This is a genomic window from Bacillus sp. KNSH39 (genome assembly GCF_052656585.1).
Map to the genome: position 1 here is coordinate 4,071,807 of NZ_JBQXYO010000001.1, position 23,736 is coordinate 4,095,542.

23 protein-coding genes and 1 pseudogene are annotated in these 23,736 nt (G+C 35.6%); 20 read left to right on the plus strand and 4 right to left on the minus strand.

The features are described from left to right. Positions 1 to 27 precede the first annotated feature (27 nt). Positions 28 to 789 carry a DUF4931 domain-containing protein gene (locus ACUL40_RS20900; protein ID WP_000381056.1) on the minus strand — a complete coding sequence of 254 codons (762 nt, stop codon included), beginning with the start codon at positions 787 to 789 and terminating at the stop codon, positions 28 to 30. A 135-nt stretch (positions 790 to 924) separates the two neighbouring features. Then, positions 925 to 1,053, minus strand: coding sequence for a hypothetical protein (locus ACUL40_RS20905; protein ID WP_002023099.1), 129 nt, complete (start codon positions 1,051 to 1,053; stop codon positions 925 to 927). Positions 1,054 to 1,473: 420 nt separating this feature from the next. On the opposite strand from ACUL40_RS20905, the gene ACUL40_RS20910 reads away from it, so the two are divergent. Then, complete coding sequence (locus ACUL40_RS20910) at positions 1,474 to 1,608, plus strand: RAxF-45 family protein (RefSeq protein ID WP_000830643.1); 135 nt, start codon at positions 1,474 to 1,476, stop codon at positions 1,606 to 1,608. Between the two features lie 74 nt (positions 1,609 to 1,682). Next, positions 1,683 to 3,614, plus strand: a complete 1,932-nt coding sequence (gene abc-f / locus ACUL40_RS20915; RefSeq protein WP_002195117.1) for a ribosomal protection-like ABC-F family protein — start codon at positions 1,683 to 1,685, stop codon at positions 3,612 to 3,614. A gap of 389 nt (positions 3,615 to 4,003) precedes the next feature. Here the strand turns inward: abc-f and ACUL40_RS20920 are convergent, their stop codons facing one another. Further along, positions 4,004 to 4,201 (minus strand): hypothetical protein, encoded by a 198-nt coding sequence (locus ACUL40_RS20920; RefSeq protein ID WP_000369254.1) that lies wholly within the window; start codon positions 4,199 to 4,201, stop codon positions 4,004 to 4,006. A gap of 369 nt (positions 4,202 to 4,570) precedes the next feature. Here ACUL40_RS20920 and ACUL40_RS20925 point away from each other — a divergent pair, with 369 nt between their 5' ends. From ACUL40_RS20925 to ACUL40_RS20945, 5 genes and pseudogenes are all read left to right on the plus strand, one after another. After that, entirely contained in the window at positions 4,571 to 6,298 is a 1,728-nt protein-coding gene (locus ACUL40_RS20925) for an ABC transporter substrate-binding protein (protein ID WP_000730692.1), read from the plus strand. A gap of 103 nt (positions 6,299 to 6,401) precedes the next feature. Then, a complete protein-coding gene (locus ACUL40_RS20930) occupies positions 6,402 to 7,358 on the plus strand; it encodes an ABC transporter permease (RefSeq protein WP_000860748.1) in 957 nt (318 codons plus the stop codon). Positions 7,359 to 7,370: 12 nt separating this feature from the next. After that, positions 7,371 to 8,290 (plus strand): annotated as a pseudogene (gene opp4C / locus ACUL40_RS20935) (oligopeptide ABC transporter permease). Positions 8,291 to 8,300: 10 nt separating this feature from the next. Next, positions 8,301 to 9,281 carry an ABC transporter ATP-binding protein gene (locus ACUL40_RS20940; RefSeq protein ID WP_000030789.1) on the plus strand — a complete coding sequence of 327 codons (981 nt, stop codon included), beginning with the start codon at positions 8,301 to 8,303 and terminating at the stop codon, positions 9,279 to 9,281. Next, a complete protein-coding gene (locus tag ACUL40_RS20945; protein ID WP_001294518.1) occupies positions 9,278 to 10,243 on the plus strand; it encodes an ABC transporter ATP-binding protein in 966 nt (321 codons plus the stop codon). The genes ACUL40_RS20940 and ACUL40_RS20945 overlap by 4 nt, the downstream gene beginning before the upstream one ends. 34 nt (positions 10,244 to 10,277) lie before the next feature. Here ACUL40_RS20945 and ACUL40_RS20950 read toward each other — a convergent pair whose 3' ends face one another. After that, on the minus strand, positions 10,278 to 11,150 hold the full coding sequence (locus ACUL40_RS20950) for a Cof-type HAD-IIB family hydrolase (protein ID WP_000766421.1): 873 nt from the start codon (positions 11,148 to 11,150) through the stop codon (positions 10,278 to 10,280). A gap of 441 nt (positions 11,151 to 11,591) precedes the next feature. On the opposite strand from ACUL40_RS20950, the gene ACUL40_RS20955 reads away from it, so the two are divergent. From ACUL40_RS20955 to ACUL40_RS21015, 13 genes are all read left to right on the plus strand, one after another. Then, positions 11,592 to 11,699 (plus strand): DUF3948 family protein, encoded by a 108-nt coding sequence (locus ACUL40_RS20955; protein WP_000664237.1) that lies wholly within the window; start codon positions 11,592 to 11,594, stop codon positions 11,697 to 11,699. Positions 11,700 to 11,742: 43 nt separating this feature from the next. Then, positions 11,743 to 11,850, plus strand: a complete 108-nt coding sequence (locus ACUL40_RS20960; protein ID WP_000664237.1) for a DUF3948 family protein — start codon at positions 11,743 to 11,745, stop codon at positions 11,848 to 11,850. Between the two features lie 34 nt (positions 11,851 to 11,884). Continuing rightward, on the plus strand, positions 11,885 to 12,001 hold the full coding sequence (locus ACUL40_RS20965) for a DUF3948 family protein (RefSeq protein WP_000654250.1): 117 nt from the start codon (positions 11,885 to 11,887) through the stop codon (positions 11,999 to 12,001). A gap of 43 nt (positions 12,002 to 12,044) precedes the next feature. Then, positions 12,045 to 12,152: a DUF3948 family protein gene (locus ACUL40_RS20970; protein ID WP_000664237.1), complete on the plus strand. Its 108-nt coding sequence runs from the start codon at positions 12,045 to 12,047 to the stop codon at positions 12,150 to 12,152. Positions 12,153 to 12,195: 43 nt separating this feature from the next. Further along, positions 12,196 to 12,306, plus strand: coding sequence for a DUF3948 family protein (locus ACUL40_RS20975; RefSeq protein ID WP_001083689.1), 111 nt, complete (start codon positions 12,196 to 12,198; stop codon positions 12,304 to 12,306). A 392-nt stretch (positions 12,307 to 12,698) separates the two neighbouring features. Further along, complete coding sequence (hppD, locus tag ACUL40_RS20980; protein WP_000810922.1) at positions 12,699 to 13,817, plus strand: 4-hydroxyphenylpyruvate dioxygenase; 1,119 nt, start codon at positions 12,699 to 12,701, stop codon at positions 13,815 to 13,817. A 66-nt stretch (positions 13,818 to 13,883) separates the two neighbouring features. After that, the gene (locus ACUL40_RS20985; RefSeq protein ID WP_000674004.1) at positions 13,884 to 14,840 is read left to right on the plus strand and encodes a fumarylacetoacetate hydrolase family protein; all 957 of its coding nucleotides are present in this window, start codon (positions 13,884 to 13,886) and stop codon (positions 14,838 to 14,840) included. Continuing rightward, entirely contained in the window at positions 14,806 to 15,978 is a 1,173-nt protein-coding gene (locus tag ACUL40_RS20990) for a homogentisate 1,2-dioxygenase (protein ID WP_013141710.1), read from the plus strand. The genes ACUL40_RS20985 and ACUL40_RS20990 overlap by 35 nt, the downstream gene beginning before the upstream one ends. A gap of 231 nt (positions 15,979 to 16,209) precedes the next feature. Then, a complete protein-coding gene (locus tag ACUL40_RS20995; protein ID WP_000809361.1) occupies positions 16,210 to 17,625 on the plus strand; it encodes an amino acid permease in 1,416 nt (471 codons plus the stop codon). 108 nt (positions 17,626 to 17,733) lie between these two features. After that, on the plus strand, positions 17,734 to 19,005 hold the full coding sequence (locus ACUL40_RS21000) for an MDR family MFS transporter (protein WP_000799721.1): 1,272 nt from the start codon (positions 17,734 to 17,736) through the stop codon (positions 19,003 to 19,005). 228 nt (positions 19,006 to 19,233) lie between these two features. Continuing rightward, positions 19,234 to 20,319, plus strand: a complete 1,086-nt coding sequence (locus tag ACUL40_RS21005) for a D-alanine--D-alanine ligase (protein ID WP_033696570.1) — start codon at positions 19,234 to 19,236, stop codon at positions 20,317 to 20,319. Between the two features lie 62 nt (positions 20,320 to 20,381). Further along, positions 20,382 to 21,758, plus strand: a complete 1,377-nt coding sequence (murF, locus tag ACUL40_RS21010) for a UDP-N-acetylmuramoyl-tripeptide--D-alanyl-D-alanine ligase (protein ID WP_000595957.1) — start codon at positions 20,382 to 20,384, stop codon at positions 21,756 to 21,758. A gap of 305 nt (positions 21,759 to 22,063) precedes the next feature. Next, the gene (locus ACUL40_RS21015) at positions 22,064 to 23,665 is read left to right on the plus strand and encodes a DEAD/DEAH box helicase (protein WP_000206592.1); all 1,602 of its coding nucleotides are present in this window, start codon (positions 22,064 to 22,066) and stop codon (positions 23,663 to 23,665) included. Positions 23,666 to 23,736 lie beyond the last annotated feature (71 nt).

The window sequence follows — 23,736 nt, forward strand, 5'->3', positions numbered from 1 at the left end:
CCTACTCTATTTTTTTTGATAATCGTGTCATTTTGTGAAATACTCCGCTAGTTGTATTTTTACGTCTTCTAGTTTTGTAGAAACTTGCGGTATTTTATATCCTACATACAGCGGTGAAACGACAAACCTAGGAACAACTTTACAAATGATTTTTCCATTTAAGTAATAGAAGAATAAGTTATAACTACTGCATCCTTTATGGAAATCTGTCAGTATGTAACGTACAGTTTGCTGAATGTAATTTGCCATTTCATCTATATATGAAATGTTATCAATGATTATATTGAATTCAGTGAAGCCAATAATGGGACGCTCTGAAATATTAAGCTCAATGCATTCATTTTTTTGAACAATTAACCCTTGGAAATTTTCTTCTTCAATATTTTCAAGATAATCTACATATTTCATTCCGATAATTTGCATGTGTGCATGATGCAAACTTCCACCTGAAAATGGACCGTGATTTTTATATAAAATCACAGATGCGAACTCCTTGTTCTTCTGTAAGTGTAACCAATGTTGAATAGAAAATTGCATTAATTTTCTCATATGTTCTTCTGTATATGTTGCGATATGATCTTCGCAATTATCGGTTTCGATTAACACTGTTTGAAATGTATCTTGTAATGTAGGAAATTTATTTTTTAACCAAATAATAGAACCATCAGTTGCTAAAATATCCGTTAATTGTTCTTTATTGCAAAATGGACATGCAGCGCTTCTATTCCGAATACTTTCTGGTTTTTGTTTACCGATATCGTTTAAAAAATATAGTTGTTGTGTATCCATTTGTATATATGCCCCTTTAAAATATGTGTAAAAATCCCGCTTAATACATTCGGGAAAAGGAGAAGGAAATCCTCTAAAGGAATAGGGGAAAAATAAAAGACAAGATATCCTCATTACGATAGGGTACCTTGTCTTTTATTTTTTCTCTAATAGTGTGTATGGATAATATAGAACATTTTCATTATTTTTCTTTTTTCTCTTTTTTATTGTGTATAAGGTAATTGCTGTGCTTGCAATTATAATAATGGCTTTCTTCATATTCATATACCCCTTTTTATTGTTGGTTTAATTCTTGGCTAACTGCTTTTGCATCGACTAAAGCGTGTAAAATCATTTTCACCATGTTCATCATATTTCTTCACTCCTTTTTATAGTTCATTTAGTTCTTTTACAACTGCTTGTCCGTTCACTAATACCTCAAAGATTGCTTTTACGATTTCTTTCATCATGTTTGTTTCCTCCTTTTGCTTGTCTCGCTTGTTTACATCTTTATTGTATAGGGAGGCATCTTTTCGTACTATCGCTTTCCATTACGTGAACATAACAGTTTTGTAAGATTTGATGTCACTTATTGAAATGTTTAGTCTATCTTCATTATTTTCAGAAAAATGACTATTCAAACATGAAATTGGAAAGTATAATAAAGAAGTAAGTATTAAATTCCGTACGAAAGGGGTGAATGAGATGAAACGTTCTTTAGCTGCACGTGCCAAATTTTTAGATTTTATCTATTTTTGTCGTGCGATTTTTCATGATGTAGTTGTTAACGGGATACGTATGCCCTTTTTTAACAATTGCATAGTGACTATTGAACGATAGAAATCTCTTCACCCATTTTTAATAAACGTGTGAAAAGGGAGCTATTTGGCTTCCTTTTTCTATGTCGAAAAACCATGGGGAATGTTTCTTTCTCATGGTTTTTTATATTGAAAGGAGTACGGAAAATGACTATTTGTAGTGTAAATAATGTAACGAAATCTTTTGGTGGAAACACCATATTTGAAAATATATCGCTTGAAATAAAGAATGGTGAACGTGTTGGATTAGTTGGTCGTAACGGTAGTGGGAAGACAACAATCTTTGGGCTTCTAACTGGAATGGAGAGTTTGGATGCAGGAGCCATTCATATGAAGAAAGGTACACGTATTGGTCATGTCGCACAAATTCCGAAGTTTGATGAGGTTATGACTGTATATGATGTATTGAGTTCTGCTTTTAAAGTAGAAAAGGAATTAGAAAAAGAAATGCATGCTTTAGAAAAAAATATGGCGGTGGAACAGGAACAATCTGCTTTGGAAAAGCTAATGGAGAGGTACGGAGTAATTCAAGAAAAATTTGCATTTCTCGGTGGTTATGAAATCGAGGCAAATATAATGAAGGTAGCAAATGGCTTACAAGTGACAGACTTATTTTCAAGAGTATTTACGGAATTAAGTGGAGGAGAACAGACGAAAGTAAGCCTTGCATATATGCTATTGCAGAAACCAGATTTACTTCTATTAGATGAACCAACAAATCATTTAGATTTATTTGCAGTTGAATGGTTAGAGCAATTTTTAAAAGAATACACTGGAACAGTTATAGTTATTTCACATGATCGCTATTTCCTTGATGAAGTTGTAACGAAAATTTTTGATTTGGAAGATGGAGAGATTCACGTGTACCATACGAATTATTCTCAGTTCGTTGAGGAGAAGGAAGAAAGATTACTTCAAGAGTTTCAAGCTTATCAGGAGCAACAAAAGAAAATAAAGAAAATGAAAGAAGCAATTAAGCGTCTACGTGAATGGGCAAATCAAGCGAACCCTCCGAATGAAGGATTGCATAAAAGAGCGAGAAATATGGAACGTGCGTTAGAACGTATAGAGAAATTAAAGAGGCCAATTTTAGAACGAAAACAGATGGGTCTTCAGTTTGAAGGGCAAGAGAGAAGCGGGAAAGATGTTGTTGTAATGAAAGAAGTGAGTAAAGGTTTTGCTGGACGACCTTTATTTGAACAAGCGAATTTACATGTTCGTTTTCAAGAGCGTGCGGCTATCGTTGGTCGTAATGGTACAGGAAAGACTACATTATTAAAACTACTATTAGAAGAAATAAATCCAGACGTTGGTGAAATTCGAATTGGTAGTAGTGTCAAAATTGGTTATTTATCACAGCATACGTATGGAAATGTGAAGAGTAATGTATTGGAAGCGTTTAGAGAGTATGTAGCTGTAACAGAAGGAGAAGCAAGACATATATTGGCTAAGTTTTTATTTTATGGTCCAGCAGTATTTAAGAAAGTAACGCAACTGAGCGGTGGAGAAAAAATGAGGTTAAGACTTGCGCAACTTATGTATCAAGACATCAATTTTCTAATTTTAGATGAGCCGACAAACCATCTTGATATTGAATCAAGGGAAGTTTTAGAGGAAGCCCTTGAGCAATATAATGGAACAATCCTAGCTGTTTCACATGATCGTTATTTTTTAAATAAGTTATTTGAAAAGACGTACTGGATTGATGAATGTAAATTATTTGAGTTTGCAGGAAACTATGCATGGGCTCGTCAAAAATGGGAAGAAAAGCTTGAGAAGCAAGTAATAAAGCAAAAACGCCAAGGGAGAAAGAGTGTTGAAATGGTTCCAGTAAAAGAGAAAAAAGCTAGGAATCTTGAAGAGATTGAAAATGAGTTAATGCATGTAGAAGAAGATATATATGCAATAGAATGTGAAATGGAACATGTAGCTGATGTTGAAAGACTTGAAAAATTATATGAGGAAAAAACGATGAAAGAGTTGTTACGAGCGAAGTTATATAGTGAGTTAGAGAATATTGTGGAGTAAAGAGTAGAAAGCCACTTCCTTTCAGTTTTGTTGGAGGAAGTGGCTTTTTCATAATGATATTTTGATTTAAAGATTAAATGAAGCGATGTGTTTCACGTGAAACAGTAACTTAGATAAATCCGTGTTCCTCAATTTGCATAGCTTGTGAAGCGTATGAAATGATAAGGTGAAAAATAAATGTCATTAGTGGCTTTTCAATAGGAGTAATCACAAAAACAAAGGCTAATTATTTCCCGAGAGATAAAGTGAGGGCTTTTACGGGCAGCCCGACCCCGACCTAACTTCTTTTGCTTTCGCTGAATTTTGAGGTGGGGTTCTTACTGCCCGGCAAATAGCGGGATAAATATGTATAAAAGAGACTAGTGAATGAAAACGAAAAGAGAGCAAAGTTACAGCTTTACGCGCTGAACCCTGCTCTCTTTTTGCGTGGCATCTTCTCTCGTTGAAATTATAATAGCGATCCCGAGCATGATAAAAAAAGCTAAAAAGAGGACGAACTTTGGGAAGAACGGGAATAGTAATAACGCTCCGACTATCATAATTGTTAATAATACGTAGTGCAGGACGTATTGGAATAGGTTGTCCATATTTTCGCCCCCTTTTTGGTAATTGTTTATTAGTATTCTATGTTTCATGTTGAAGGAATAGAAGTAGATTTTTAAGTTTTTTAATACGAATTATAGCTGAGTTTTCTTAAAGTATAAATGTAGAGTGATAATTTTGGAAAAATTCTCAAAATATTTATTTAGAAAGAATTGACAAAACATAATGAACGATATAAGCTAATAACCATAAAGTCTACCGGAAAAGTCGGAATAAGATTGTTACCCCTCAAAAACATCTATTTTTTTACGATTAAAACCGACTTTTCCGATTGGCTATAAATGTTGCTGTGGGAGGCATACATAAGGTAATTCGTTCAGAGGGTATAATCATAAAAAGTTAGGGTGGGGACAATGAAGAAAAAGACAAAAAAATGGGCTGGTGTATTTTCGGTATTAATGAGCAGTTCGCTTGTGTTGTCTGCTTGTGGGGGACAGGAGGACGCGGCTTCTACGGAGCCGGTTAAACAGCAGGATTTAAAAAATGTGAAAATTGAAAAGATCGCTGCGACAGATAAAACGAAAGTGCCAGACAAAGCGAAGAATAGAAAAGATACGTTAGTAGTTGGTATTAGTAAGCCAGGCGGCGTATTTTTGCCATACTTCCAACAAAATGGTTGGGATGGAAACGTAACTTCAGTTATTTTTGCATCTCTTGTATCAACCGATAAACAAGGGAAACCAATTCCAGAATTAGCTGAGAAGTGGGACGTTTCTTCTGATCAGTTAACATATACATTCCATTTACGTAAAGATTTGAAATTTAGTGATGGATCGCCATTAACGGCGGATGATGTAGCTTTCACATTGACGCTTTTACATGATAAGGCATATGAAGGTGAAGTAGATATCTCTCAATATGCGGTTAAAGGTGGTAAAGAATATAAGGAAGGAAAAGCAACTTCAATTGAAGGTATTCAAGTTGTTGATCCACAAACAATTAAAATTACAACTGAAAAAGTGAATTCACAAGCTATATTTGTTTTAGGAGGTACAGTACTATCAAAAGCTTATTATGGAAAAGATTATAAGCAAAATACAAGCTTAGATTACTTAAAAGATTTATATGGAAAGCCATTAGCTGCGGGTCCATATAAATTTGAAAAGTATATTCCAGGTCAAGAAGTTCGTTTTGTAGCAAACGAAAATTATTATGCGGGTAAACCAAAAATTCAAAACTTCATTTATAAAATTACTTCTGGTGATACGAAGCTTCAGTTATTCCAAACAGGAGAAGTTGACCATACTGGCTTAGGTACTGGTGATGAGGTTCTTGAACAGGCTAAGGCTTTAGAATTCGCCAATATCCAAATCGAAACAGCACCGTCATTTAGTTATATTTATATGAATAATAATAAGCCTTATTTAAAGGATAAAAAGGTTCGCCAAGCACTTATTTACGGATTAGACCGCAAAAAATATGTTGATACAGCGTTAAAAGGATACGGTACAGTAGCCAATGTACCAATTCATCCAACTTCTTGGGCTTATACGGAAGAAGGAGTTAATAAATACGAATACGATAAAGAAAAAGCGAAAAAATTATTAGATGAAGCAGGGTGGAAAGTTGGTTCGGATGGAATTCGTGAAAAAGATGGTCAAAAATTAAAACTTTCTTATTTCGGTCCAAGTTCGGCTAAAGATAGTGATTTATTAATTCCGATTGCGAAAGAGAATTATAAAGAAATAGGTGTAGAGTTTAATCCTGAATTTATGGACTTTAATACGATGCTTTCTAAGGTAAACAAAGGGGATTATGATTTAGCTTCTGTTTCGACACCGATTACAAGTGATCCGAGTGAAACAGCTGGTGAATATTTGTCTACTGCAAATGAAACTAGTCTTGGTTATAAGAATGCAAAAGTAGATGAGCTAATTCAAAAAGGTATTGAAACTGTAGATATCGAAAAGCGTAAACCTATTTATAAAGAATTGTATAAAGAATTAAGTGATGATCCACCAGTAATTCTATTAAACTACCGTAGAACAATTACTGGTTATAACGGGAATATAAAAGGAATTGATCCTGAAAAGTACAACAGTATTAGTGCAAACTTACCAGTATTATCATTTGAAAAATAACGATAAGAATGTATAAGTAGAAGACATTTTTTCATTCGGTTAGTAATGTGCCGCTTTGAAAAAATGTTCTTCTATTTTAAGCATAAGATTGGAGAGAAAAAGGGTGAAAACATATATTGTTCGTAGGTTGTTACAAATGATTCCTACACTGCTTGGTACATCAATTATTATCTTCGTCCTGTTCGCACTTCTTCCTGGGGATTATATTGATTCAAACCCGAAAATTACACCGGAAAGAGCAGCTGAACTGAGGGAGTTATATGGGTTGAACAAACCAATTGTTGAGCGTTATTTTCATTGGTTAGGTAATGCATTGCAAGGGGACTTTGGCTTCTCGCTTCAATATCAAGAGCCTGTAACGTCATTATTAAATAAATTTATTTGGAATTCTTTTAGTGTAGCAATTATTGCATTGTTTTTTATTTGGCTAATTGCACTTATTATCGGTGTATTCTCGGCGACGAAGCAACATTCTTTATTCGATAAACTTGTAACAATCGGTGTTTTTGCAGCAATGTCATTCCCTTCATTCTTTATCGGTTTGTTTTTAATTAAGGTGTTTGCGGTTGACTTTAAGTTATTACCGATAGGTGGAATGATTGATGTTGGCAGTAATTCAACAGGATTTGCTTACGTGATAGAAGTTGCAAAACATATGATTTTACCAGTATTTATTTTGACACTTCTTGGGGTCGGCTCGCTAACTCGTTATTTTAGAACAAGTATGTTAGAGGTTGTAAGACAAGATTACATACGAACAGCAAGAGCGAAAGGTTTGAAGGAGAAGACGGTTATTTATAAGCATGCATTAAAAAATGCAATTTTACCGGCAATTACGTTATTAGCATTTGAATTACCTGGATTGTTTTCTGGGGCAATTATTATTGAACAAATTTTTAACTGGCCAGGGATTGGTAATATTCAATTAGAAGCATTAAATTTCCGTGACTATACAGTATTGATGGCATTTACGATGTTTCTTTCTTGTTTAACAATCGTTTCAAACTTTTTAGCAGATATCGTATATGCAGTTGTTGATCCAAGAATTCGGTTGAAGTAAGGGGGGAAAGAAATGGAGACTGTTACAGTAATTACAGAAAAAAAGAAAAAAAGAGAAGAAATGAATCATCACCATGGCGACAAGCTTTTAAAAAGATAAAGAAAAATAAGATGGCACTTGTAGGGTTTTATGCATTAATTTTTATGTTTTTATTTTGTTTTATCGGTCCGTTCTTTTCTCCATATGCATCAGGAAAAATACAAGTTGCGCTCATTAACAAACCACCTAGTTTTTCTCATTGGCTTGGTACAGATCAATTAGGAAGAGATATTTTAACAAGGCTTATGCAAGCGGGACGTATTTCATTAACCATTGGTTTAGCTTCAATGGTTTTATCGGTTATACTTGGAGCTTTATTAGGAGCGATTGCAGGTTTTTATCGTGGTATTGTGGACAATATTATTATGCGACTTGCAGATATTTTAATGTCGATGCCAGGATTACCGTTACTTATTATAATGGGTGCGATTTTATCAGAGTGGAAAGTACCGTCTGATTATCGTTTGTATGTCATTATGATTATTTTAAGTTTAGTAGGTTGGCCAGGGCTTGCACGCCTTGTAAGAGGGCAAATTTTATCACTTAGGGAGCAAGCATTTATGCAAGCTGCGGATGTGTTAGGAATAAAAGATTACCGGAAAATTATATATCACTTAATACCTAATGTTTTACCTATTTTAATTGTCGTATCTACATTAGGTGTTGCAGGTTCTATTTTGGGAGAATCCGCACTAAGTTACTTAGGTCTTGGAGTCGTTCCACCTACACCATCATGGGGGAACATGATTAGCGCAGCTAACTCATTAATCGATTTCCAAAAGCGTCCATGGTTATGGATTCCGCCTGGTTTTGCAATCTTTATAACAGTTGTATCAATTAATTTACTTGGTGATGCACTTCGTGATGCATTAGATCCAAAGATGAGACGGTAGGTGAGGAGATATGAGTAAAGCGGTAGTAGAGCTGAAAGATTTACAAACACACTTTCAGACAGAAGAAGGGACAGTAAAAGCTGTGAATCATGTTAGTTTTTCTGTTCGAGAAGGTGAAACTGTTTGTGTTGTAGGTGAATCTGGTTGCGGAAAAAGTGTAACGGCGTTATCTATTATGGGACTTATTGCTGAATCAGGCAGTGTAGTAGGTGGAGATATTTTATATGAAGGAAAAAGTCTTTTAGGAATGAAAGAGAAAGAGCTTCGTAGTTTACGAGGGAATGATATTGCGATGATTTTCCAAGAACCGATGACATCGCTAAACCCCGTCTTCACTGTAGGAGAGCAAATTGTAGAAACGTTAAGGGAGCATGAATTACTTAGTAAAAATGAAGCATATAAGAAGGCAATTGAGTTAATTCGTAAAGTTGGCATAGCCCGCGCTGATGAAATCGTCCATTCTTATCCGCATGAACTGAGCGGCGGGATGTTACAACGTATTATGATTGCTGTTGCACTTAGTTGTAATCCTAAGTTATTAATTGCGGATGAACCAACAACAGCTCTTGATGTTACTATTCAGGCTCAAATATTGGATCTACTAAGACAAGTGAAAGAAGAATTTAAAACGTCGATTTTATTAATTACACATGACTTAGGTGTCGTAGCGGAAATGGCTGATTATGTTGTCGTTATGTATGGCGGGAAAGTTATTGAAGAAGCCCCAGTACTAGAGATATTCCAAAATCCAAAACATCCTTATACGAAAGGATTATTGAAATCAAAACCAGTAATGGGAAAACGAATAGATAAACTATATTCTATTCCAGGGCAAGTTCCGAATTTAGTTGGTTTAGGTGAGTTTTGCTACTTTAGTGGGCGTTGTGAGCATTGTATGGAAATATGTGAAAAAGAAGCCCCAAATCTAAATGTAAATGATGAAAATCATAAAGTAGCTTGCTGGCTATATGAGGAGCGTGCGGAACAATGAGTGAACCATTATTAGAGGTGAAAAATCTAAAGACATATTTTCCAATTAAGGGTGGCGTATTTAGTAGAACAATTGGGCATGTAAAAGCGGTTGATGGAGTAAGTTTTACTATTAATAAAGGTGAAGTGTTTGGTCTCGTTGGCGAATCAGGGAGCGGAAAAACAACAATAGGAAAAACAATTTTACGCCTCGTTCAAAAAACGGAGGGAGAAGTGAAGTTTAAAGGGAAAGATGTTCATTCTTTATCCAAGGATGAATTAAGAAAACATCGCCCTAATATGCAGCTCGTTTTCCAAGATCCATTTAGCTCATTAAATCCGAGAATGAGAATTGGAGAAGCGCTTGGAGAGCCAATGTTGGCCCACGGATTAGCGACGAAAGAAAATGTTCGTGAAAAGGTAATTGAAGTATTGGAGTTATGTGGGTTAGCTCCTTATCATATTGACCGGTATCCCCATGAGTTTTCTGGTGGACAACGTCAGCGTATCGTAATCGCAAGAGCTATGGTATTAAATCCGGAATTTATTGTAGCTGATGAACCTGTGGCGGCACTAGATGTATCTATCCAAGCACAAATTATTAATTTATTTAGTGAGTTACAAGAGAAAAAGGGATTATCTTATTTATTCATTTCGCATGATTTAAGTGTAGTAGAACATTTATGTACGAAAATCGGAATTATGTATTTAGGTACGATTGTGGAGACAGCACCGCGTGATGAGTTATTTACCAATCCGCTACATCCTTATACGAAAGCATTGTTATCAGCTGTTCCAATACCAGATCCAACAGTGAAGCGAGAGCGAATTATACTAGAAGGGGATATTCCAAGTCCAGCAAATCCACCTTCGGGCTGTCGTTTTCATACACGTTGCCCATTTGCGACGGATGTTTGTAAAAAAATAGTACCAGAATTCCGTAATGTTGGTGCAGAGCATTTTGTTGCTTGTCATCACGTATAAAAAAGGACTCTTTCAAATTGAAAGAGTCCTTTTTTTATTTACTAGATGAAGTTTGTTTCAATACAAATTGCTCGATTGCGTGAGCAACACCATGTTCATTGTTTGTTAGTGTTACAACATCACATAGCTTTTTTACATCTTCTTCAGCGTTGCCCATTGCAACAGATAAGCCTGCTACTTCTAACATCGGTACATCATTAAAATTATCACCAATAGCAACTGTATCTTCAATAGGGATATTAAAATGAGCTGCCATCTGCTGTATCCCGTTTCCTTTATGTCCATTCTTATCCATAATTTCTAAGTTAGTAGGAGCCGATGCTGTAACCATAATATCAGCATCTTCTTGTAATATACTTAATAGTTGTGCGCGATGCGCTGCATTAAACGTTAAAATGAAGAATTTAGATATTTCTAGTTCTTGGTTATTTACAACATCTTCTATTTTTTTGAAATCAGTAATTAGGTTCGATTTCTTTTGCTTTTCTGTAATTCGTTCAAGTTCCTCTAATGTAACATCAAGCGCATGCTTATTTTCTTCGAATGCTTGCATCACTTGATCTTGCCATGTATATGGAGAATAAACTCCTTTATTCGTATATAGCTTATATGGGAAACCTTCAGATTCTAGTAATTTTGCAAGTTTGTAAACTTTGTCGTTTTGTATACAACGCGAGTTAATTACTTTTCCATCCACATAAACAATAGCCCCATTGCTTGCTCCGACTGGAAGAGATAATTTATATTCTTCCAATAGCTTTAAAGCATCCTCTTTCGCACGACCAGAACAGATCATTACAATATGACCAGCTTCTTGTGCAGTTTGGATTGCTTGTAGGTTTTCTTTGGAGATTTCAAGATTAGATGATAGTAGTGTACCATCCATATCTAATGCGATTAATTTCAAAATGACCACCTCTTTGTTTTTATTATACATAGTTATATAGAGGAAACATATAAACTTATCTTGGAAAGACGGTATTTTATCTCATATTAAAAGTAAGTAAAGATTAGATAGGTTTAGTGTCACTAAATAAACGATTTGTAACAAAAATAGAGAGGAATATGATGACATTTCACTTTATGACTGTAATGTTACACGAATGTTACAAACGTGAACTAAGTGAAAAGTGCATTAAATAAAGGTTTTTGAGGGTTATTATAAAAAAACGTAAAAAAAGTGTAATAAATTTTACGTAATTATATTGCAACGTAATAATAGTTATGTTACATTAATGTTACAAACGTTACGTTATCAAATTTAATGTAACGTTAACATAAAAACTATGAAATAAACATTTCTTAGAAATTACATATAGATAACTTATAAAAAGGGAGGATAAATGATATGAAAGAGCAAGTATTACAAGTAACAAAAGGTGATTTCGTAGGATCAGCAAGTGGAGCGGTAGTATTAACAGCATTAATCGTATTTCTATCAAGCGTATTAGTATAATAGAAGCTTTGTAACAAAAGAAAAGGAAGGGAGAATGAAAGGTATGAAAGAGCAAGTATTACAAGTAACAAAAGGTGATTTCGTAGGATCAGCAAGTGGAGCGGTAGTATTAACAGCATTAATCGTATTTCTATCAAGCGTATTAGTATAATAGAAGCTTTGTAACAAAAGAAAAGGAAGGGAGAATGAAAGATATGAAAGAGCAAGTATTACAAGTAACAAAAGGTGACTTCGTAGGATCAGCAAGTGGAGCAGTAGTATTAACAGCGTTAATCGTATTTCTATCAAGCGTATTAGTATAATAGAAGCTTTGTAACAAAAGAAAAGGAAGGGAGAATGAAAGATATGAAAGAGCAAGTATTACAAGTAACAAAAGGTGACTTCGTAGGATCAGCAAGTGGAGCGGTAGTATTAACAGCATTAATCGTATTTTTATCAAGTGTATTAGTATAATAGAAGTTTTAAATCAAACAAAAAAGGAAGGAGAATGAGGGATATGAACAGTGAACAAGTGTTTCAAGTAACAAAAATAGATTTATTAGGATCCTTAGGTGGAGCGGTAATATTAACATCATTTATTCTATTCCTTGCAAATGTATTAGTATGAGATATATAAATACAATCATTCAAAAAAAATAAAGACTCTAACGTATTAGTAAGTAGTTAATATGTTGGAGTCTTTTTTATATTCTTCTTATATCCCCTCAAGTATTAAAGTTACCTCATTATCCAGCATGCATGGCTAATTAAACGTTGCGGTTGAAACTTGATTCAACGAATAATCAAAAATCCACTGAATAAAATCCCGCTTTATTTCAAAGAGAAAAAAGTCGAATTTTATATGTAAGAAAAAAGAGGAATTTGACAGAAAAGATAGAAAATTTTAAAGGTCAGAATTTGTTAGCTTGCTAACTAATTTCTATTAATTAACGTTGGAAGCGTTTTCGGTTGGTTTTAAGTATGGACCATTTAATCTATTTACAGGGGGATGAAGATATTATGAAACAAAAATCTATGGATACGCTAGCTGCACAAATGGAGGACTTTTTTCCAGTACGTGATGTAGATCATTTGGAATTTTACGTAGGGAATGCAAAGCAATCGAGTTATTATCTTGCGAGAGCGTTCGGATTCAAAATTGTGGCTTACTCTGGATTAGAAACTGGAAACCGTGAAAAGGTATCTTATGTTCTTGTGCAAAAAAATATGCGTTTCGTTGTGTCTGGAGCTTTAAGTAGTGAAAATCGTATTGCAGAGTTTGTAAAGACTCATGGTGATGGCGTGAAGGATGTGGCACTACTTGTTGATGATGTTGATAAAGCATACTCAGAAGCAGTGAAACGTGGTGCCGTCGCAATTGCTCCACCGCAGGAATTAACAGATGAGGACGGTACATTGAAAAAAGCAGTTATTGGTACGTATGGTGATACAATTCATACGCTTGTAGAGCGTAAAAATTATAAAGGGGCATTTATGCCAGGATTCCAAAAGGTAGAATTTAATATTCCATTTGAAGAGTCTGGTTTAATTGCTGTTGATCATGTAGTTGGTAATGTTGAAAAAATGGAAGAGTGGGTTAGTTATTACGAGAATGTTATGGGCTTTAAACAAATGATTCATTTTGATGATGACGATATTAGTACAGAGTATTCGGCGTTAATGTCGAAAGTTATGACGAATGGAAGTCGTATTAAGTTTCCTATTAACGAACCAGCAGATGGAAAGAGAAAGTCACAAATTCAAGAGTATCTAGAATTCTATAATGGAGCTGGTGTACAACATCTTGCTTTATTAACAAGTGATATTGTTAAAACAGTTGAAGCGCTTCGTGCAAATGGGGTGGAGTTTTTAGATACACCTGATACTTATTATGATGAGTTAACTGCACGAGTTGGAAAAATCGATGAAGAAATTGATAAGTTAAAAGAATTAAAGATTTTAGTAGATCGTGATGATGAGGGTTACTTACTACAAATCTTTACGAAACCAATTGTAGATCGCCCGACTTTATTTATTGAAATCATTCAACGTAAAGGTTCTCGTGGATTTGGTGAAGGAAACTTTAAAGCGTTATTCGAATCAATTGAAAGAGAACAAGAGCGTCGCGGAAACTTATAAGATTTGTATCCACCAGCAAAAGTCCCTTTGCTGGTGGAAATTTCATTTTTATAAGGAGGAATCAGGATGAAATTTGTTACATTTCGTCTTCCTTCAAAAGAACTACGGGCTGGATGGCTTGAAGGTGACAAAGTAATAGATATGAATCTTGCTAGTGAAGGGAAAATCCCTTCTTCTATGATTGCTTTTTTAGAGAAAGCGGATGAGTATGTAGAAGTAGTGCGGAATATTAAGAATCCAAATAAGGGTATATATGCTTTAGAAGAAGTACAATTGACAGCTGCTCTTCCTAATCCGAGTAGTATTCGAGATTTTTACGCATTTGAACAACATGTAAAAACAGCTCGCGGACGAAGAGGATTAGATGTTGTACCTGAATGGTATGATATTCCGGTTTTTTATTTTACTAATCATCGTGCTGTAATTGGTTCCAGTGATTTTGTAATTGGTCCGAAAAAGTCTAAAAAGCTTGATTATGAGTTGGAGATTGCTTGCGTAATAGGAAGAGAAGGGCGAAATATTTCTCGTGAGCAAGCAGAGGAATATATTTTTGGTTATTGTATTATGAACGACTGGAGTGCGAGAGACTTACAAGCAACAGAAATGAAAGTAGGTCTCGGTCCAGCGAAAGGAAAAGACTTTGCAACTTCTTTAGGAGCACATCTTGTTACGAAAGAGGAATTAGACGTTTATCGTAATGGTGATCGATATAATTTAGAAATGACTGCTCATGTAAATGGAAAACTATTATCAAAAGGAAACTTCCAAGATATTTACTATACATTTGCTGAAATGATTGAACGTGCTTCAGAGGACGTTACGTTATATCCAGGAGATGTGATTGGTTCTGGGACAGTAGGAACAGGATGTATTTTAGAACTGGGTACAGAAGAGTGGCTACAAGATGGAGATGTTGTAGAACTGTCGATTACTGGTTTAGGTACACTACGTAATACAATCAAAAAAGAAAAGGAAGCGGGTGATGGGCATGTTTTATCGTCACATGGGAGAACTACCTCATAAACGACATGTACAATTTCGTAAAAAAGATGGATCGCTTTATCGTGAACAGGTAATGGGAACAAAAGGTTTTTCTGGTACGCAGTCTATTTTGTATCATCATTATATGCCGACAGAAGTAGGTCATTCTGCATTATCGCATTCTTGTCAGTTGCAGTATGAAGAGGATGTTGCTCTTTCTCATCGCCACTTTCGAACGAAAGAAAGTAAAAAAAGTGGTGATGCAATAAGTGGACGGAATTTCATACTTGGAAATGAAGATTTATTAATTGGAGTAGTGAGTCCAACAGAAAAAATGGATTATTTCTATCGTAATGGTGATGGCGACGAAATGTTATTTGTTCATTATGGAACAGGGAAAATTGAAACGATGTTTGGAACGATTCACTATAGAAAAGGCGACTATGTAACGATTCCAATTGGAACGATTTATCGTGTTATTCCAGATGAAGGAGAGACTAAGTTTCTTGTTGTAGAGGCGAATAGCCAAATTACAACGCCGCGTCGTTATCGAAATGAATACGGACAATTGTTAGAGCATAGTCCGTTTTGTGAAAGAGATCTTCGTGGTCCAGAAAAATTAGAGACATATGATGAAAAAGGCGAGTTTGTCGTAATGACAAAATCAAGAGGCTATATGCATAAACATGTTTTAGGACACCACCCGTTAGATGTTGTGGGATGGGATGGCTATTTATATCCGTGGGTATTTAATGTAGAGGATTTTGAACCAATTACAGGGCGCATTCATCAGCCACCGCCAGTACATCAAACATTTGAAGGACATAATTTTGTTATTTGCTCTTTCGTACCACGTTTATACGATTATCATCCAGAGTCAATTCCGGCACCATATTATCATAGTAATGTTAATAGTGATGAAGTTCTTTACTATGTAGAAGGAAACTTTATGAGTCGCAAAGGTGTGGAAGAAGGTTCTATTACACTTCATCCGAGCGGGATTCCCCATGGACCGCATCCGGGGAAAACAGAGGCAAGTATAGGGAAGAAAGAGACGCTTGAATTAGCTGTTATGATAGACACATTCCGTCCGCTTCGTATTGTAAAACAAGCACATGAAACAGAAGATGAAAAGTATATGTATAGCTGGATTGAACAAGGTTCATATACTGTGAAATAAGTAAAAAAGGCATGCTCTCAATAAGGGGGCATGCCTTTTTCACGGAATCGACATGTATAATAATACCAAAAAAATAATGGAAAGATATATAGAAAGAATAATAAGGGTCGTGCATATTCAGAAGAATTTCTACTTGTTTCGACAAAAGTATTGACTAGGAAAAGCGTAATGAGTAAAATAAAAAAGCGAATTAAAAATTTTCAGAAAATTTAAAACTTGGAGGAGTGAAAGATGAAGCAAATTTTTCAAAAGAAGCCAATTGCAAAGTTAATGCAAGAAAGTAAGCAAAAAACGTTAGCAAGAACATTGGGCGCGCTAGATTTAACTATGCTTGGAATCGGAGCAATTGTTGGAACTGGTATTTTTGTTCTAACGGGTGTTGTGGCAGCGAAACATTCTGGGCCAGCTATTATATTATCATTTGCGATTGCCGCTCTAGCTTGTGCCTTTGCTGCATTTTGTTATGCTGAATTTGCTTCTTCAGTTCCTGTCTCGGGCAGTGTGTATACGTATACATACGCGACGATGGGGGAAGTATTCGCATTTTTAATTGGCTGGGACTTAATGCTGGAATATTTACTTGCTACATCTGCTGTAGCGAACGGTTGGTCTGCATATTTTCAATCTTTATTAAAGGGGTTTGGAATTCATATTCCGACTATTCTCTCCTCGGCTCCTGGTACAGGTAAGGGTGGAATAATTGATCTACCTGCAGTTCTAATTATTTTAGTGATGACAGTTCTTTTATCTAGGGGTGTTCGTGAAAGTGCACGAGTAAATAATATTATGGTATTTATTAAAATAGCAGTTGTTCTTATTTTTATCTTTGCTGGTTTTAATTATGTGAAACCTGAAAACTGGACGCCTTTTATGCCATTTGGTTTAGATGGTGTAATGGCTGGAGCGGCTACAGTATTCTTCGCATTTATAGGATTTGATGCAGTTTCAACAGCGGCAGAAGAAGTGAAACGTCCGCAACGTGATTTACCAATTGGTATTATTGCATCGTTATTAATTTGTACAGTTCTTTATATCGTTGTTTCGCTTATTTTGACAGGAATTGTTCCATACGGACAGCTAAATATATCAGATCCAGTTGCTTTTGCACTTCAATTTATTGGACAAGATGGTTTAGCGGGGGTAATTTCAGTAGGAGCAATTACAGGAATTACAACAGTAATGCTAGTTATGATGTATGGGCAAGTTCGTGTTTCTTATGCGATGAGCCGAGATGGTTTACTGCCGAAGCGTCTTGCTAAAGTTCATCCGAAATTTAAAACGCCATTTTTAAATACATGGACAACGGGAATTATTGCGGCACTGATTTCAGGATTAATAGATTTAAATGTTTTAGCACATCTTGTAAATATGGGGACATTGTCAGCATTTGCACTCGTAGCTGTTGCGGTAATCGTAATGAGAAGAACACATCCAGACTTACCAAGGGCATTTAAGGCTCCGCTTGTACCATTTTTACCAGCATTAACAGTGATCTTCTGTTTATACTTAATGCTTCAATTATCGGGGACAGCATGGATTAGTTTTGGGATATGGATGGTTATTGGTATAGCGGTTTACTTCTTATATAGCCGAAAACATAGTGCTTTAAATAATAGTAAAAAAGAAGAAGATGTTGCAAATTTATAAGCGAAAAAATCCATTCTAATTCTGTTAGAATGGATTTTTTTATTTGAAAATTTACATTTTTCTGAACTTATTATAAGATAATTGTTGGCTAACTAAAGGGGTGAAATGATGAAAAATACGTGGCGTGAGTTAAGGGAGATGGACCGTAACGTATGGATTCGATTTATTGGAGAGACGTTAAATGGAATTGCAATGATGATGTTAATGCCTTTTTTTGCATTATATTTAAAAGATAAGGTAGATTCGTTGTTGGAAGTTGGGGTTATTATGGCGCTTTCTCCAATTGCTGCAAGTTTTGGATCACTTATAGGAGGGAGAATTGCTGACATATATGGAAGAAAGCCTATTATGATATTTTCTATGGCAAGTAATGCATTATTAATGCTCGGTTTTCTATTTATAGAAGGGTTTATTCCATATGCAATTTTATCTATTTTTTTAGGGTTGAGTAATTCTTTATTTCACCCAGCTGCATCAGCTATGGTCGCGGATGTAACGGCACCAGAAAAAAGAACAGAGGCATATGGTTTATTACGAATGGGACACAATATAGGTGCTGCGATTGGTCCGATAATGGGAGCATCAGTAGTTGTGTTGTCAAAGAACCTTGTGTTTATTATTGCCTCTTCTACAATGCTATTTTATGCGTTACTTGTATTACTTCTTATTCAAGAGACGATGCCAAAGAGGACAGATAAGGAAGAACATAAAGAAAAGGAATCTGGGGCAGTTTGGAAAATTGTAATGCGAGATAAGGCATTAATGATTTACTTATTAGCAGGTATTATCATTTCGATGGGGTTTTCTCAAACGGAAGGCATGTTGCCACTACATTTTGATAATGAAATGAAGCGTATTTTTGGAACGAATAATCCATATCCATATTTAATGGCGTTAAACGGACTATTAGTTGTTTTATTCCAGTTTCAAATTTCAAAATGGGCTACGGATAAACCGGTCGGGAAGACGATGTTATATGGTGCATGTTTATTCGGGATTGGATTATTTTTTATAGGGTGGTTACCGAAGTGGTTTGGAGAATTTAATACAAATGCTACAATTATTTTAATAACACTACTGTTCGTTTATGCTTTATATACGTTAGGTGAAATGATTATGTCGCCTGTACAGATGACATTTGTAGCAAATTTGGCCCCTGAGCATTTGAGAGGGACTTATATGGGAGCTGCAAGTTTGCAGTGGATTACAGGAAGCGCATTTGGTCCACTTTTGGGCGGTTTTTTATTAGATCGATTACTTGGTCACTTTCTATTTACAATTTTAGCTGTAGGATGTGTAGTTGCAGGTATTGTATATGTTTCTTTAGATCGCCTTGTTGAGCAAAGGCAAAAAGACACACTAACCAAACAATCTTCTTAGTGAATAGATGACATACACAAAAAAGGGGATTTCTACATATTTTAGGTACATAACTAGATTAGATTGCCATTTTATTTTGTGTAGCTATATAGAAAATGAAATGAAAAACCAATAAGTGATGTTATTTAATTATTTATGGAAGTTACATTTTATTTCAAATAGGAACTACCTATTTTTATAAAAAGTGCTAAAATAGAAAAATGAAAACAATTGGTTAGGGTGATTTCATTGACGAAAATTAAATTAGGTTTATTATATGGTGGAAAATCAGCTGAGCATCAAGTTTCGCTACAGACGGCTCTTGCTGCTATTAAAGCGTTAAATCAAGATAAATTCGAGATTCATCCAATTTATATTACAGAACAAGGTCAATGGGTACGTGGTGAGCGTATTGAAGGCGAAGTAACAGATGTTGAAGCTTTAAAAATGAGCGGTGCAGAAAATGCGATTTCTCCGTTATCATTAAGTACAGAAATTATCCCATCTGCAGCTTCTGAGGAGAACGCTATTGACGTTATTTTCCCATTACTACATGGACCAAACGGTGAAGATGGAACGGTTCAAGGACTATTAGAATTAATGAATATCCCTTATGTAGGAAATGGTGTTCTAGCATCATCTGCTGGTATGGATAAAGTTGTTATGAAAAACATCTTTGCAGAGGCTGGTTTAAAACAAGCAAAATATGCATCCTTCATTCGTAGTGCATGGGAAAAAAATCGTGAGGAAGCTTATTCTAAAGTAGAAGATAAGTTAGGATATCCTTGCTTCGTAAAACCAGCGAACCTTGGTTCAAGTGTTGGTATTAATAAGTGTAAAAATCGTGAAGAACTTGAGGATGCATTTGTAGAGGCATTCCAATTTGATCGCAAAATTATTGTAGAAGAAAATATTGTAGGTCGTGAAGTAGAAGTTGGGGTACTAGGTAATGATGAGCCGAAATGTTCAGTTGTAGGTGAAATCGTTCCGAAAAAGGACTTCTATGATTATAAGTCGAAATATATCGATGGTGATACGGCGCTAATTATTCCAGCTGAAATGACAGAAGAAGAATCTAATGTAATTAAGCATGATGCGATTATTGCATTCCAATCATTAGACGGTGCAGGTTTAACGCGAGCTGATTTCTTCTTAACGAAAGATGGAGAAGTGTATATTAACGAAGTAAACACAATGCCAGGATTTACACCGTTCAGTATGTTCCCTCTATTATGGCAACATACTGGGTTACCGTATCCAGAATTAATCGAAGAGCTAATTCGTTTAGCGATTGAACGTCACGAAGAAAAACAAAAAATTAAATATACAATCTAACAAAAAAGGAGGAAGCACTATTCATAGGAATAGTGCTTCCTCTATGTAAGGAGCGTTTATATATGATAAAGCGAATGTTAAAGCAAGTGGAACAGATGGTAAATGGTACTGAATTAGCAGAGCAATATGAGGGAATTACTATTCAAGGCGTGTCTATTGATACGAGAAAAATTGAAAAAGGAAACTTGTATGTTCCGATTCAAGGGGAGCGCTTCGATGGACATGCTTTTGTAGATAAAGCTGTTGAAAATGGAGCTGTGGCTACATTATGGATGAAAGATGTAGCGAATCCACCTGAGAATCTTCCGGTTATTTTTGTAGAAGACACGCTATCGGCATTGCAAATGTTAGCGAAAAACTATCGCGATCAATTGGATGTTAAAGTTGTAGGTGTAACGGGTAGTAACGGTAAAACATCTACGAAAGATATTGTAACAAGTCTTCTTGCGACTAAATTCAAAGTGCAAAAAACAGAAGGGAACTTCAATAACCATATCGGATTACCTCTTACCATTTTAAACTTAGAAGAAAATACAGAAGTAGCAGTATTAGAGATGGGTATGTCAAGCCGAGGCGAAATTGAATTCTTATCTAAGTTAGCTCGTCCTAATGCAGCTATCATTACAAATATTGGTGAGGCACATTTAATGGATTTAGGATCTCGTGAGGCAATTGCTGAAGCGAAATTAGAAATTGTTACAGGATTACAAGAAGGTGGCGTGTTCGTATATAACGGAGATGAGCCTTTATTAACGAATCGTGTTCCTGGAATGAATTTAGCAGCAGAAACGGTTACGTTTGGTGATGCAAGAGCAAACGATTATTATCCAACGACTGTAACATTACAAGCAACTGGGACACATTTCAAAATGAATAGAGATGAAAATATTTCATTCTACTTACCGGTGTTAGGAAAACATAATGTGTATAATACACTTGCTTCAATGGCAATTGCGAAACATTTTGGTGTAACGTGGGAAGAGATGAAAGAAGGTTTAGTAACACTTCAAATGACGGGCATGCGTATGGAAATTGTGAAAACAAATAGTGGTTTAACAATTATCAACGATGCTTATAATGCAAGCCCGACGGCTATGGAAGCAGCATTCCATTTAATGAATGGTTTAGATGGTTTTGCTAAAAAAATCGTTGTGCTCGGTGATATGTTAGAACTTGGAGATCAAGAAGTACAGTTCCATTATGAGGTAGGAAAATTAATCGATCCAGCAAAAATCTCACATGTATTCACATACGGTAGATTAGGGGCTCAAATTGCTGAAGGAGCAAAAATTAATTTCCCTAATGAACGTGTAAAGGCGTATGATAATAAAGAAGAGTTAGTAAAAGATTTACAAGCAGTAGTCGATGTGAAAGATGTTGTATTAATAAAAGCATCTCGCGGTATGAAATTAGAAGAAGTAATTACGATGTTGAAATAATTGGTGTATATAAATAGGGATGATAGTTACGAAAATAGAAGAAACTTATAATAAGCGCTTACAGTAAATATAAAAAAATAAAAGTGAAGAAAAAAACTCTGAATATGAAAATAAGGTAACAGTTGGGTTTGCTTTTTACACATACAAAACTTATAATTGATAAAGTGTAATAACGTTTAGAAGTATTTTCGTGAAGAATATACGCCCGTTTATATACGTGAGCATTCAGGAAAAGGGCTTTTCCGCAAATTCGGAAAACGCCTTTTTTTAAATGATAAGTATAGGATAGAAAAGGAGAAGTAACATTGACAACATTTCGAGAATTAGGATTAAGTGATTCTTTACTGCAATCTGTTGAAAGTATGGGCTTTGAAGAGGCTACACCAATTCAAGCTGAAACAATTCCACATGCATTGCAAGGTAAAGATATTATTGGGCAAGCGCAAACAGGTACAGGGAAAACAGCAGCATTCGGATTACCACTATTAGATAAAGTGGATACACATAAAGAATCGGTTCAAGGTATTGTTATCGCGCCAACGCGTGAATTAGCAATTCAAGTTGGAGAAGAATTATACAAAATTGGTAAGCATAAACGCGTTCGTATTTTACCGATTTATGGTGGTCAAGATATTAACCGCCAAATTCGTGCTCTAAAAAAACACCCACACATTATTGTTGGTACGCCGGGTCGTATTTTAGATCATATTAACCGTAAAACACTTCGTCTGCAAAACGTAGAGACAGTTGTTCTTGACGAAGCAGATGAAATGTTAAACATGGGCTTCATTGAAGACATTGAAGCAATTTTAACAGATGTGCCAGAAACACATCAAACATTACTATTCTCAGCGACAATGCCGGATCCAATCCGCCGTATTGCTGAGCGTTTCATGACTGAGCCTCAACACATTAAAGTAAAAGCAAAAGAAGTAACAATGCCAAACATTCAGCAGTTCTATTTAGAAGTGCAAGAAAAGAAAAAGTTTGACGTGTTAACACGCTTATTAGATATTCAATCTCCAGAGCTTGCAATCGTATTTGGTCGTACAAAGCGTCGTGTTGATGAATTATCAGAAGCATTAAACTTACGTGGTTATGCTGCAGAAGGTATTCACGGTGATTTAACTCAGGCGAAACGTATGTCTGTATTACGTAAATTTAAAGAAGGTTCTATTGAAGTTCTTGTTGCAACAGACGTTGCTGCGCGTGGTCTTGATATTTCAGGCGTAACGCACGTATATAACTTCGATATTCCACAAGATCCAGAATCATACGTTCACCGTATCGGTCGTACTGGTCGTGCAGGTAAAAAAGGTATTGCAATGCTATTTGTAACACCACGTGAATCAGGACAATTAAAAAATATCGAGCGTACAACAAAACGTAAAATGGACCGTATGGATGCACCGACACTTGACGAGGCATTAGAAGGTCAACAACGTTTAATCGCTGAAAAGCTTCAAAGCACAATTGAAAATGAAAACTTAGCATACTACAAGCGTATTGCAGAAGAAATGTTAGAAGAAAATGACTCTGTAACAGTAGTAGCTGCTGCTTTAAAAATGATGACTAAAGAGCCGGATACAACTCCGATCGCTTTAACATCAGAACCACCTGTTGTTTCAAGAGGCGGCGGTTCTAAAAAACGCGGCGGTAACGGAGGCGGATACCGTGATGGTAACCGTAATCGTAGTCGTGATGGACGCGGCGGTGGCGATGGACGTAATCGTGACCGTAACCGTGATGGACGTAATCGTGACGGAAACCGTGATCGCAATCGTGATGGTAACCGCGATCGTAATCGTGATGGTGGTAGTCGTGGTCGTAGAGGTGAAGGCCAAGGTCGCCCTGGTTCTTCAAATGGACGCGGCGAAAGAAAACATCATAGCCGTCCACAAGCTTAATAAAAAAAAGAGAATGTCCTTTGTGGGCATTCTCTTTTTTTATTTCTATAATTGTGCATACTACATAATAG

Excerpts from the sequence above, each read along its gene's own strand:
- ACUL40_RS20900 (WP_000381056.1), bottom strand. The coding sequence starts at position 789 with ATGGATACACAACAACTATATTTTTTAAACGATATCGGTAAACAAAAA.
- ACUL40_RS20905 (WP_002023099.1), bottom strand. The coding sequence starts at position 1,053 with ATGAATATGAAGAAAGCCATTATTATAATTGCAAGCACAGCAATTACC.
- ACUL40_RS20910 (WP_000830643.1), top strand. The coding sequence starts at position 1,474 with ATGAAACGTTCTTTAGCTGCACGTGCCAAATTTTTAGATTTTATCTAT.
- abc-f (WP_002195117.1), top strand. The coding sequence starts at position 1,683 with ATGGGGAATGTTTCTTTCTCATGGTTTTTTATATTGAAAGGAGTACGG.
- ACUL40_RS20920 (WP_000369254.1), bottom strand. The coding sequence starts at position 4,201 with ATGGACAACCTATTCCAATACGTCCTGCACTACGTATTATTAACAATT.
- ACUL40_RS20925 (WP_000730692.1), top strand. The coding sequence starts at position 4,571 with ATGAAGAAAAAGACAAAAAAATGGGCTGGTGTATTTTCGGTATTAATG.
- ACUL40_RS20940 (WP_000030789.1), top strand. The coding sequence starts at position 8,301 with ATGAGTAAAGCGGTAGTAGAGCTGAAAGATTTACAAACACACTTTCAG.
- ACUL40_RS20945 (WP_001294518.1), top strand. The coding sequence starts at position 9,278 with ATGAGTGAACCATTATTAGAGGTGAAAAATCTAAAGACATATTTTCCA.
- ACUL40_RS20955 (WP_000664237.1), top strand. The coding sequence starts at position 11,592 with ATGAAAGAGCAAGTATTACAAGTAACAAAAGGTGATTTCGTAGGATCA.
- ACUL40_RS20960 (WP_000664237.1), top strand. The coding sequence starts at position 11,743 with ATGAAAGAGCAAGTATTACAAGTAACAAAAGGTGATTTCGTAGGATCA.
- ACUL40_RS20965 (WP_000654250.1), top strand. The coding sequence starts at position 11,885 with ATGAAAGATATGAAAGAGCAAGTATTACAAGTAACAAAAGGTGACTTC.
- ACUL40_RS20970 (WP_000664237.1), top strand. The coding sequence starts at position 12,045 with ATGAAAGAGCAAGTATTACAAGTAACAAAAGGTGACTTCGTAGGATCA.
- ACUL40_RS20975 (WP_001083689.1), top strand. The coding sequence starts at position 12,196 with ATGAACAGTGAACAAGTGTTTCAAGTAACAAAAATAGATTTATTAGGA.
- hppD (WP_000810922.1), top strand. The coding sequence starts at position 12,699 with ATGAAACAAAAATCTATGGATACGCTAGCTGCACAAATGGAGGACTTT.
- ACUL40_RS20985 (WP_000674004.1), top strand. The coding sequence starts at position 13,884 with ATGAAATTTGTTACATTTCGTCTTCCTTCAAAAGAACTACGGGCTGGA.
- ACUL40_RS20990 (WP_013141710.1), top strand. The coding sequence starts at position 14,806 with ATGTTTTATCGTCACATGGGAGAACTACCTCATAAACGACATGTACAA.
- ACUL40_RS20995 (WP_000809361.1), top strand. The coding sequence starts at position 16,210 with ATGAAGCAAATTTTTCAAAAGAAGCCAATTGCAAAGTTAATGCAAGAA.
- ACUL40_RS21000 (WP_000799721.1), top strand. The coding sequence starts at position 17,734 with ATGAAAAATACGTGGCGTGAGTTAAGGGAGATGGACCGTAACGTATGG.
- murF (WP_000595957.1), top strand. The coding sequence starts at position 20,382 with ATGATAAAGCGAATGTTAAAGCAAGTGGAACAGATGGTAAATGGTACT.